11 protein-coding genes are annotated in these 11,179 nt (G+C 64.7%); 7 read left to right on the top strand and 4 right to left on the bottom strand.

Translation table 11 applies throughout. The features are described 5' to 3' along the window. Positions 1-35: 35 nt before the first annotated feature. The 5 genes from arnT (at position 36) to BN1143_RS02705 (ending at position 4,017) form a co-directional block, all read left to right on the top strand. On the top strand, positions 36-1,679 hold the full coding sequence (gene arnT / locus BN1143_RS02725; RefSeq protein ID WP_042049584.1) for a lipid IV(A) 4-amino-4-deoxy-L-arabinosyltransferase: 1,644 nt from the start codon (positions 36-38) through the stop codon (positions 1,677-1,679). Beyond that, positions 1,679-2,023, top strand: coding sequence for an EamA family transporter (locus BN1143_RS02720; protein WP_017787715.1), 345 nt, complete (start codon positions 1,679-1,681; stop codon positions 2,021-2,023). The genes arnT and BN1143_RS02720 overlap by 1 nt, the downstream gene beginning before the upstream one ends. Further along, on the top strand, positions 2,020-2,433 hold the full coding sequence (gene arnF, locus BN1143_RS02715; RefSeq protein WP_042049583.1) for a 4-amino-4-deoxy-L-arabinose-phosphoundecaprenol flippase subunit ArnF: 414 nt from the start codon (positions 2,020-2,022) through the stop codon (positions 2,431-2,433). The genes BN1143_RS02720 and arnF overlap by 4 nt, the downstream gene beginning before the upstream one ends. Before the next feature lie 165 nt (positions 2,434-2,598). Continuing rightward, complete coding sequence (locus BN1143_RS02710; protein WP_010634905.1) at positions 2,599-3,468, top strand: phosphoribulokinase; 870 nt, start codon at positions 2,599-2,601, stop codon at positions 3,466-3,468. Between the two features lie 15 nt (positions 3,469-3,483). Further along, positions 3,484-4,017 carry a DUF4136 domain-containing protein gene (locus BN1143_RS02705; RefSeq protein ID WP_024943050.1) on the top strand — a complete coding sequence of 178 codons (534 nt, stop codon included), beginning with the start codon at positions 3,484-3,486 and terminating at the stop codon, positions 4,015-4,017. 62 nt (positions 4,018-4,079) lie between these two features. On the opposite strand, the gene BN1143_RS02700 is transcribed toward BN1143_RS02705, so the two are convergent. Both BN1143_RS02700 and BN1143_RS02695 read right to left on the bottom strand, forming a co-directional pair. Continuing rightward, positions 4,080-4,376 (bottom strand): MliC family protein, encoded by a 297-nt coding sequence (locus BN1143_RS02700; protein ID WP_017763891.1) that lies wholly within the window; start codon positions 4,374-4,376, stop codon positions 4,080-4,082. 49 nt (positions 4,377-4,425) lie between these two features. After that, positions 4,426-4,830 carry an OsmC family protein gene (locus tag BN1143_RS02695; RefSeq protein WP_005304045.1) on the bottom strand — a complete coding sequence of 135 codons (405 nt, stop codon included), beginning with the start codon at positions 4,828-4,830 and terminating at the stop codon, positions 4,426-4,428. 311 nt (positions 4,831-5,141) lie between these two features. On the opposite strand from BN1143_RS02695, the gene crp reads away from it, so the two are divergent. Then, complete coding sequence (gene crp, locus BN1143_RS02690; protein ID WP_005304048.1) at positions 5,142-5,780, top strand: cAMP-activated global transcriptional regulator CRP; 639 nt, start codon at positions 5,142-5,144, stop codon at positions 5,778-5,780. 126 nt (positions 5,781-5,906) lie between these two features. Then, positions 5,907-6,707 (top strand): putative RNA methyltransferase, encoded by an 801-nt coding sequence (locus BN1143_RS02685; protein WP_010634908.1) that lies wholly within the window; start codon positions 5,907-5,909, stop codon positions 6,705-6,707. 59 nt (positions 6,708-6,766) lie between these two features. Here BN1143_RS02685 and BN1143_RS02680 read toward each other — a convergent pair whose 3' ends face one another. Next, on the bottom strand, positions 6,767-8,689 hold the full coding sequence (locus BN1143_RS02680) for a glycoside hydrolase family 19 protein (protein ID WP_331428969.1): 1,923 nt from the start codon (positions 8,687-8,689) through the stop codon (positions 6,767-6,769). Between the two features lie 75 nt (positions 8,690-8,764). Beyond that, on the bottom strand, positions 8,765-11,143 hold the full coding sequence (locus BN1143_RS02675) for a M66 family metalloprotease (protein ID WP_042049581.1): 2,379 nt from the start codon (positions 11,141-11,143) through the stop codon (positions 8,765-8,767). Positions 11,144-11,179: the final 36 nt, after the last annotated feature.

Here is an 11,179-nt window from a genome sequence, read left to right as displayed (position 1 = left end):
CATAGCGCTAATCACACCATGCAACAGAGGATGTCATGACGTTGACCAAGTGGGCCCTGCCCCTGTTCTTTCTCTTCTTTTACCTGCTGCCGCTCGACCAGCGGCCGCTCTGGAGCCCGGACGAAAACCGCTACGCCGAAATAAGCCGGGAGATGGTGAGCACCGGAGACTGGGTGGTCCCCCACTTCCTGGGCTTGCGCTACTTCGAGAAGCCCATCGCCGGCTACTGGTTCAACAGCATCAGCCAGCAGCTGTTCGGTGACACCAACTTCGCCGTGCGCTTCGCCTCGGCCGCCGCCACCGGCCTCAGTGCCGTACTCATCTTCTGGTTCGCCCTGCAACTGTGGCAGTGCCGGCGCAAGGCCTTCCTCGCCGGGCTCATCTATCTGTCGCTGCTGCTCGTCTACGGCATCGGCACCTACAGCGTACTGGACGCCATGGTGACCCTCTGGCTCAACGCCGCCATGGTGAGCTTCTACATCATCCGCAAGGAGGGTTCCCTTGCCAGCCGGATCGGCGGCTATCTGCTGTTCGGCCTCGCCTGCGGCATGGGCTTTCTCACCAAGGGCTTCATCGCCCTGGCGGTGCCGGTGGTGGTCATAGTGCCCTACGTCATCTATCAACGCCGTCTGCTCGAGCTGGTGCGCTTCGGGCCGCTGGCCATCCTGAGTGCAGCCCTGCTGGCAGCCCCCTGGGCCATCGCAGTGCACCTGCGCGAGCCGGACTACTGGCACTACTTCTTCTGGATTGAGCACATCCAGCGCTTCGCCGCCGACAACGCCCAGCACAAGGCCCCCTTCTGGTACTACCTGCCCATGGGGCTGCTCGGCACCCTGCCCTGGCTCGGCCTGCTGCCCGGCGCCCTGCGCAAGGGCTGGCAGGAGCGCAAGATAAACCCGGAGACCCTCTACCTGCTGGCCTGGGTGGTGTTGCCCTTCCTCTTCTTCAGCGTGGCCAAGGGCAAGCTGCTCACCTACATACTGCCCTGCTTCGCCCCGCTGGCCATGCTGATGGCCGCCAGCGCCGTCGACCTGCTCAAGGAGGGGAAAGAGCGGGCCTTCAAGGTCAACGCCTGGCTGAACGGCCTGTTCGGCCTCATCTGCCTGATCGTGCTGGCGGTGCTGGCCTTCTCCCCCCGCCACGCCGTCTATGGCGAGGAGGATCACGGCGCGCTGGCGGTGGCCATGGTCATCTTCGCCGGCTGGAGTCTGCTCGGTTTCGTTCAGCTCAAGGCCATCAACCAGCGCTGGACCCTGAGCGCGCTCTGCCCCATGGTGCTGGCCATCGGCCTGCCCTGGGCACTGCCGCAATCGCTGATCGACTCCAAGCTGCCGGAGCGCTTCATCGAGGCCAACCAGGCCGTGCTGATGAAGTCAGGCACCCTGCTGGCCAACGACGTCGGGCTGGCCTCCTCCCTCGCCTGGGGCACCCGGCGCAGCGAGATCAACCTGTTCGACAGCAAGGGGGAGGTCCATTACGGCCTCAGCTACCCGGATGCAGCGGGGCGCTACGTGGCCCGCGCCGACTTCCCGGCCTGGCTGGCACAGGCGCGTAAAAATGGCCAGGTGGCCCTGCTGATGAAGACGGATCGCGACGGCAACACCGGGCCCGTGCCCCCCGCCGACGAGACCATCGTCAGCCACCGGCTGACCCTGCTCATCTACCACGGGGCCCAGTGATGGACATACTGCTGCTGTTGCTGGTGTGCCTGCTGACCTGCAGCGGCCAGATGCTGCAAAAGCAGGCGGTCATCAGCTGGCAGCGCCGCCCCTGCAACCACTGGCAGAAGCTGCGTTCCCCCTGGCTCATCGCCAGCGTGGCGGCCCTCGGCAGCGGCATGCTGCTCTGGATCTACCTGCTGCAGCGGCTGCCGCTCGGCATGGCCTACCCCATGCTCAGCATCAATCTGGTGCTGGTGCTGGTGGGCTCCAGACTGTTCTTTCACGAGCAGATCAGCTACCACAACTGGCTGGGGGTGGGCGCCATCATAGTGGGCGCCCTGCTGCTGGGAGGTTTGCTATGAGCGACGGCCATCAGCAGGCGCTGAAGGGGTATCTCTACGTGCTCGGCAGCATAGTGCTGGTGACGGTGGCCCAGCTCGGCATGAAGTGGGGAGCGATCCAGTTGCCGGCCTGGCAGCCGGATCTCGCCCTGATGCTGGCCCATCCGCTGCCGCTGCTGGTAATCCTGGCCGGGGTGGGCTGCTACGCCCTGTCGCTGCTCTGCTGGCTGGCGGCGCTGCACTCCACCCCGCTCAACATCGCCTACCCCCTGCTCAGCACCAGCTATGCGCTGGTCTACCTGCTGGCGGTCAACATCCCGCTCTTCGCCGAGCCGCTGGAGCCGGGCAAGGCGCTCGGGGTGCTGTTTATCCTGCTGGGGGCCGTGCTGGTGGGGATCAAGCCTGCGGCCAGCAACAAGCAGGCAGACTAGTTTTCTCTTGTTTGTCGCAAGGGCTGCCATGGCAGCCCTTTTTTTGTCTGCCGCCGATGCTGGCACGCCAGCGAAGCAGTTGCGCGGCGGTACTGTCAGACCGCACACTTGACCGAACTCGGAACATGCCCTTATAACGGAAACTCCCAAGGAAGAGAGAATTCTATGTCGGCCAAGCATCCCATCATTGCGGTTACCGGTTCGTCCGGTGCCGGCACCTCCACCTCCACCATCGCCTTTCGCTCCATGTTTCATCAGCTCGGTTATCAGGCGGCCGTGGTGGAAGGGGACAGTTTTCACCGCTACACCCGCCCGGAAATGGACGTGGCGATCCGCAAGGCGCGCGAACAGGGGCGCCACATCAGCTATTTCGGACCCGAGGCGAATGACTTCGGCCTGCTGGAGAGCTTCTTCCAGGAGTACGGCCAGAATGGCAGCGGCCAGTATCGGCGCTACCTGCACAGCTTCGACGAGGCGGTGCCCTTCAACCAGATGCCGGGCACCTTCACCCCCTGGCAGAACCTGCCGAACGACACCGACCTGCTGTTCTACGAAGGGCTGCACGGCGGCGTGGTCACCGAGGATCACAACGTGGCCCGCCACGTGGACTTTCTCATCGGGGTGGTGCCCATCGTCAACCTGGAGTGGATCCAGAAGCTCATTCGCGACACCTCGGAGCGCGGTCATTCGCGCGAAGCGGTCACCGACTCCATCGTCCGCTCCATGGACGACTACATCAACTTCATTACCCCCCAGTTCTCCCGCACCCACATCAACTTCCAGCGGGTGCCGACGGTGGACACCTCCAACCCCTTCAGCGCCAAGGTGATCCCGAGCCTGGACGAGAGTATGCTGGTGATACGGTTTCGCGGCATCAAGCAGGTGGACTTCCCCTACCTGTTGTCGATGATCGACGGGTCCTTCATGTCACGGATGAACACCATAGTGGTGCCGGGCGGCAAGATGGGCTTCGCAATGGAGCTGATCCTGCGCCCGCTGATCCAGCAACTGCTCGAAACCGGCAAGATCACCTGAGCCAAGGAGCTGACGATGCGGTTAGCATTTATCTCTGTGGGATTGGCCGCCCTGCTGGGTGGCTGCAGCAGCGGCCCCGCTGCACCGACCCTGGAGGCGGGCACCATGGTGGTGCGCCCGGCGGCCAGCTGGCCGTTCGGGGCGACGCCGCGCTATGCGCTGGCCGAGCAGTTCCAGTATGCCGGCGACAGCGCCGAGGGCTGGCTGGAGCCGGTCCAGCAGGCAGTCAACCAGGCGCTGGACAGCAAGGGGTGGCAGAGCGTGCCCCTCGACGAGGCCGACCTCTGGGTCGCCATCGGGGTGGCCGGCAGCAAGGATCTGAGCGACGGCGAGATCTTCGCCCGCCTCGGCATGACGCCCGGGCTGCAGGCCAAGGCCGATGCCCGCAAGGGGACCCTGGCCATCGTGCTGCTCGACCGGCGTACCCAGCAGGCGGTGTGGAGCAGCGCCATCTCCCTGGCTAGCGACGTGGCCATCGCCGAAGGGGATCGCCAGCAGCTGAGCCGGCAGCTGGCCGCCAAGATGCTCGACTCCCTGCCCACCCGCTGAGCTCTTCCTTTGAATGCAAAACGGCCTGCATCAAGCAGGCCGTTGCGATCACACCATGACAGTCACTTGCGCTGGCAAGTCAGCAGGGTTACCCCTTTCTGGCTGAGGATGGCCTGCTTCTCCTGGTTCCAGAAGGTGGTGACACCGTCGGAATACTTGGCACCGGACTCCGCCTCGACCCGGCCCAGCTTGTGGTAGACGCCGGCATAGGGGAACTGCACCATGTCGGCCTGGGCGTCATAGGTCACGGCCAGCATCTCTTCACCACACTGGTACTGGCTGAACTGGTATTGGGTCGGCTGCGGCATGCTGCAGGCCGCCAGTCCCAGCAGGGGGAGCAACACTATCATTTTTTTCATTGCACTTTCCTTATGTCATGGCGTTATTCGATCGGAATAATCACGGCTATCAGGCTTCAACAATTTGATAACTATGGGTAATTTCTACCGCTTTTTCCAACATCAGGGAAACTGAACAATATTTTTCCATCGACAGATCCACCGCGCGGGCCACCTGTTTCTCGGCCAGCCCCTTGCCGGTCACCACGAAGTTGAGGTGGATCTTCTCGAACACCCGCGGTACCGAGTCAGCCCGCTCTCCGGCCAGCTCCACATGACAGGCGGTCACGGATTGACGCGCCTTCTCCAGAATGGAGACCACATCAATTGAGCTGCAACCACCCACCGCCAGCAGGATCATCTCCATCGGGCTGGCACCCTCGCCGGGGTTGGCGCCGTCCAGGATCACCTGGTGACCGGACTCACTCTCGCCCACAAACTTCATGCCTTCCACCCAGCTGACCTTGGCTTTCATTTCACTTTTCCTCTTGATGACGACAGATCTGACCGACATAGCATACCCCAGACGGCGCGACAGCGGCACATATCCGCCATTTTCACGAACTTCCGGGCTAACTAGATCAAAATCAACATCTGATGCCCCCAGCTTCCTTACAATGGCGAACGGAGCGCAGCAGGGGTTGCAAGGGGAGCTGGCAAAAGCCCTCAAAGCCTTGTCAGCACAGACAAAGGCTCTTATCCTACTGCGACTAATACAAGGAATGGCAAGGTTGGCAGCTTGCCCGGACGCACGAGTCCATAAAAAGACACTACAGAGGAATTCTCATGGTCATTGGCAAACCGCAAAGCGATCCCACCCTGGAATGGTTCTTGTCGCACTGCCACATTCATAAGTATCCCGCCAAGAGCACCCTGATCCACGCGGGTGAGAAGGCGGAAACCCTCTACTACATCGTCAAGGGCACTGTGGCCGTCTTGATCAAGGACGATGAAGGCAAGGAGATGATCCTCTCCTATCTGAACCAGGGCGACTTCCTGGGCGAGATGGGCATGTTCGAGGAGAACGAGAATCCCGAGCGTTCCGCCTGGGTGCGTGCCAAAGGCTCCTGCGAAGTGGCCGAGATCTCCTACAAGAAGTTCCGCCAGCTGATCCAGGTCAACCCGGAAATCCTGATGCGCCTCTCCGGCCAGATGGCCAAGCGGCTGCAGCACACCAGCCAGAAGGTCGGCAACCTCGCCTTCCTGGACGTGACCGGCCGGATCGCCCAGACCCTGCTGAACCTGGCCAAACAGCCGGATGCCATGACCCACCCGGACGGCATGCAGATCAAGATCACCCGTCAGGAGATCGGCCAGATCGTCGGCTGCTCCCGCGAGACCGTCGGCCGGATCCTCAAGATGCTCGAAGAGCAGGAGCTGATCTCCGCCCACGGTAAGACCATAGTGGTGTTCGGCACCCGCTGATCCCCGCTACTGGCGGCCCCGCACTGGGCCGCCGGATAAAGAAGGCTGCCACGGCAGCCTTTTCTGATCGCCTCCCCTATAATCCCGAACGCCCCTGCCAGCACGGCTTTCGCCAAGAGAGATCCTATGCACCTTCAATGCCCCATTTGCCGCAGCCCCCTTCAGCTGCATGACGCCTCCAAGGGGCGCTACTGCGCCAACAAGCACCACTTCGATCCCGCCCCGGAAGGCTATCTGGATCTCATTCCCGGCAAGAAGAATCCCAAGGACAGTGACAGCCGCGCCCTGATGCGCGCCAAGCGCCACTTCCTGGAGCAGGGCCACCAGCTGCCGCTGGTCGAGGCGATGGCCAGCCTGCTCTCCCCCCTCGAACCGCGCGAGCTGATCCACCTGGGCTGTGGCGAGGGCTACTACTGCCGCGCCCTGGCCGAACGGCTGCCGGGCTGGCAGTTTGCCGGCGTCGACATCGCCAAGAACACCATCTTCGCCGCCAACAAGGCGCAGCCGGAGGGTCAGTTCGTCATCGCCGATCCGGCCCGTGCCCCCATCATGCCGGGCACGGCCCAGCTGCTGCTGGTCAACGATCTCAAGGTCAAGACCGAGCTGCTGGTCAACTGGCTGGCACCGGGCGGCTACCTGCTCTACCTGCAACCGGGGCCGCGCCATCAGTGGCAGCTGAGGGTCAGCCTCAACCCGGTCAGCATGGAGCACCCGCTGAGCTGGCCGAGCCTGGCCGGCCTCGACCCCATGGGTCAGCTGCGCTGCCAGTTCAGCATGCAGATGGATCAGGGCCTGCGCGAGCACATTCTGGAGACCAGCCGCCTCGGCTGGCGGGCCAGCGGCGAGCAGCGTCACGCCTTCACCCACCAAGGGCCGGACGCGCTGGAGCAGGATCTGCTGCTGAGCCTGTGGCAAAAGCCGCTGTGAGCGCATTCATCCCATGAAAAAAGGCCCTGACGGGCCTTTTTTATTGCGCGGAGATGCCGTTACAGCTTGATCCAGGCATCGCTCCAGGCCGTGCCCTTGCCGGGCTCATAGGCCCAGGCCGCACCGGCACACCAACCGGTGTAGGGATGGGGCTTGCACTGGTAGTTGCCGCCCAGATTGCTCACCTTGTCACCGGCTTTGTAGGCAGTACCCTCCTTATAGGGCGGGTTGCCATCCGGCGGCGTGGTACCGCCGCTGCCCTTGATCAGGATCTCGTGGGTGGCGCTGCGGCTCAGCCCCTTGTCGTCGGTCACCTTGAGCACGAAGCCGTAGCGGGTGTCGCTGGCCGGGGTCGGCGGCAGGGTGGCACTCAGGGTGGACTGGGTCAGATCCGAGGCGCTGGCCCCGGCCGGCAGGGTCCAGGCGTAGCTGAGGGGCTTGCCTTCCGGATCGCTCGAGCCCTGGCCGGAGAGCAGCACGGTGGCGCCGCCCAGCGCCTCGCTCGGGCCGCTGATGCTGGCCACCGGCGGCAGGTTGGTGCCACCGCCGTTGTCCTCGATCACCACCTCGGGGAAGAAGTGCTGCACGCAGCGGCTGTAGTCACGCTCCTTGAACGCGCTGAAACGGGTCTGGTAGCCCACCAGCTTGCAGGCGTAGCTCTTGCCGCCATTGGGGTTGCCCGGCACATAGCTCCAGTCGTTCTCCCAGTAGATGGGCAGGGCGCCGGATCCGGCCTCGTCGAACACCTTCATGTTCTTGCAGCCGAGCACCTCGTCGGCGGGCACCGGCACGCCCAGATACTGGGCCTGGGCCTGGTAGTAGGTGATCCGGTTCTGGGACTGGGCATGTTCGGCCGCACCGCCACACTCCACCCCGCCGTTGATGATCTGGGTGGTCACCCCGAAGCCCGGCACCAGGCCGTTCTGCCGATCGTGGGCATTGGGCTGCCAGGTGCCGTCGATCACGTGCAGCATGGAGGGCTTGGGCGGCTGCGGATAGACGAAGAAGAAGACGGCGCTGGCCAGGTTGAGCCAGGTGTCCGCCACTTTTTCCGGGTTGTCCAGCAGGGTGCGTACAGTGCCGAACATGGCCTCGGAGAAGGGGCCGTAGTTGTAGTTGTACGACAGCTGCTTGGCACCGCGACCGAAGTAGCTCTTGAACTCGCCGTTGTCGAACTTGCCGCACGGCCACTGCTGACCCTGCCACACCTCGGGGTTGCACTCGGCGTTGTAGCCGCCGCGCATCTGCTCGGTCCAGCCCATCTCCCGCACCCACACCAGCCCCTGGCGCCACTCGGGCTCGGGTCGCCAGTTCTCGTGGCCGCCGGTCTCCTGGGCGAAGTGGGCAAACATGGTGGCCAGCGACTTGCGGCAGATGGCCTCGGCGTTGCGCCCGTCGCTGTAGTCGCCGCAGAAGGCCGGGAACTTGGCCACCGCCTGCAGGAAGCCGCGATAGGTGTACTCCGGCGCCCGCAACGGGAACAGGAAATTGAACTGCGATTCGCTGAGCAGCCCCTCCACCCGTTTGACGTTGGCGGGGTTGAGCGGCAGACCGGGGGCCACCGCCTCGACCACGGCGTTGTCGCGGGTGGCGATGGAGGCCTTGACCGCCGTCATGGCCGGGAAGTCGGTGAGCGCCTGCTCCCTGGCATCCAGCTCGCTCTGGCTCAGATAGACGGGGCTGCCGTCGGCGGTACCGCTGCCGCCCTGATCAGGCGGAGTGACCCCCTCTCCGCCGGCGGGGGGCGTCACCTCACCCTCCCCCATCAGCGCCCACGGCGAGTCCCACTCGTTGGCCACCTGCACCCCCGGGCTCTGGCCCGGATTGGCGTACCACTTGGCCTCGTAGATCTGGCCGTTGAAGCTGACCTGGCTGCCGCCGGCATAGCCCTGATTGATGTCATAAGGGGTGGCGGCCCACAACTGGCCACTCAGACAGAGCGCGGCCAGCAGGGTGGCCACAGAGGACTTTCTTGTCATCATATTTACCTCTTGCTAGAGAAGGGCGGGGCTTGGCCCCCGCCCGTGGCACCTCGCGTTGCGCGAGGCGAAAAGGGATCAGCGCGTCGCCAACGGCATGCCGTTGACCGTGTAGCCGAGCCCGGCCGGGGCAGACGCAAGCTGGGCCTCGGCCTGTGACTGGTTGCGGCACAGCACGCTGGCACTGCGCGGCTCGCTCGCGGTCGGCACGTTGACGTGGAACTTGTTCATCACGCTGGCGTTCAGCCTGTGGTTGGCCAGCTTGAAGCGCAGCAGGCCGTCGCGGGTCTCCACCTGCAGCTGGCAGTCGCTGTTGCCAAGCCGCTCGCCGTCATCGCCATAGGCAAAGCCGTAGGCGCCGTGCAGCGCCGGGTAGAGGTAGCTCGGCAGCTGACCCTGCGGGTCGTAGTAGCCGACCAGGGTGGTCACCGGCACGCCGAAGGCGGCAGGCTTGCGATCTACCGCCAGATCCGCCGGCGCCCCCTCGTTCCAGCTGCTGCCGTCTGAGGTGTAGCTCTTCTTGAAGCCGCGCGAGACGGTGATCTGCTGGCCGTTGATGAAGAGGGTGCTGTTGTAGCCGGCGTTGTGGTCGATGCTGACGATGCGGCCGCGATTGACCGCCGAGGCCGCCGGCAACTGGATGTTGCGGGTCCAGTTGCCATCCCACATGGCCACCTTGACCAGATCGTACTCGGCCAGCAGGGCGGCCAGCCTGACCTCACCCAGGTCGCTCACCGGCGCGGTGATCTGCTCGGCGAGAGTGACCCGGTGGCGGTAGGGCTCCATCTTCGCCTGGCTTTCGTTCCACTTGCTGAAGCCGGTGGGCGAGCTGGCATCGAACACCGCCTTGCTCTCGAGGAAGCGCTGGATGATGGCGGCCGAGTTCGGGGTGTAGAGGGTGAAGCGGTTGAAGCCGGAGAGCGGCTCGCCGCCGGCCATGGCGTCGAAGCCGAACTTGCGGCCATCAAACGGGGCCTGGCACTGACCGTCCAGGCAGGCGCTCTGGCCGCTGCGGCTCGCAAAGAAGTTGGGGATGAAGCGGTTCTTGTCGCCATCCCAGCCCCAGGTGGCATTGATCTGGTCGGCGCTGCGGTGCACCGAGCCGGCAAAGCCGCCCACGTAGTGGCCGAGGCCGTAGTTGTGGCCCACCTCGTGGCTGAACTCGTTGCCAAGAGAGGCGTCCAGGGTGACGATGCCGCCCCCGCCGGAGCCGCCGTGCACCTGCACCCCGTTGGCGTACTTGCCACGGCTGTTGTGGGCCGCCAGCTGGGCCACCACGTAGGGATGGCTGCTCTCCCCCTCCCCGGCGGTGCTGTTGATGCCGTAGTTGGCGTTGTCGATGCCAAGGGAGACCAGCTCCTTGCCGATGCGCTGGCGCATGGTGCCGCTGTGCCAGCCCCCCTCGCTCGGATCAAAGTCGGTGAGCAGGGTGCCATCCGGCAGCATCACTTCCGGCAGCGCCAGCGGCGCATACTGGCTGACGACGAGGCGGCTGGCGGGAATGGTCTGGAAGTACTCCCGCTGGGCCTCTTTATCTTTGGCAAAGGCGAACTGGTCGCGCGGGCTGGTCAGCATGCCGATGTCGATGGTGTGAATGAGCAGCTCCCCCGGCGCCCCCACCTTGAGGTCGGTCAGCTCGCCGCTCAGATCCCCCTGGCTCAGGCGCAGGGTGAGACCGGGCATGATCCACTCGGCCGGCAGCACGGCGCTCCAGGCGTCGCTCGCATAGGTAATGCCGTTGTTTTCCAGCTCGCCATCGCGGATCCACTGGCCGCGCACGAACTTGAACTGCTGGCTCTGGCCGCGGGAGAGGGTCACCTGACGGCCGCTGAAGTAGACGGTGGAGTTGTAGCCGGCATTGGAGGCGAGGCGCACCATCTTGCCCTCCAGGCTCGCATCGCGGGGCAAGAAGATGTCGCGCACCCAGCGGCCGTCGGCGGTCTGGATGGTGACCAGGGCATGGGGCTGCAACTTGCCGAGCAGGAAGGCACCGCTCGGGTCGCTCAGCCTGGCCAGCTCGCTGCTGCTGTTGATGACGGTACTGGTGCCGGGGCCCGGGGTGAAGTCGACCCCCTCCTCCGGCGTCCCTTCCAGGTAGTAGGCGGTCTTGGGCAGGCGGGAAGGCGGCTCCAGAGTGAGGCTGCCAAGCAACTTGCCGGCGCCGTCGCGGGCCTCGAGCGCCAGCGGCGCCTCGTTGCCGGCCTGCAGCGGGCGCACCAGCAGCAGGCTCTTGCGCAGGGCGGTGAGGCGGGGCTGGTTGTCACCCTCCCGCGGGTGGGCGGGCAGGATCTGGCTCTGGGCAAACTGGACCCCGGCCAGCAGCGATCCCTGCAGAGCGTTCTGCGGGCGGGTGGTGTCAAAGACCAGTGGTGTGGGTGGCTGAACGGCGGCCAGCAGCGGGCCGCTTGCCAGGGCTGCGCCGATCAGGCAGGCAAGACGTGTGGTGCATGTGGTCATGGTGGTGCTCTTTTGTTGTTATGGGGGAAAAGGAGG

This window comes from Aeromonas dhakensis, from assembly GCF_000820305.1.
Taxonomy (GTDB): domain Bacteria; phylum Pseudomonadota; class Gammaproteobacteria; order Enterobacterales; family Aeromonadaceae; genus Aeromonas; species Aeromonas dhakensis.
Note: the sequence above shows the minus strand (reverse complement) of the source record. Positions and strands in the feature narration are given on the sequence as shown.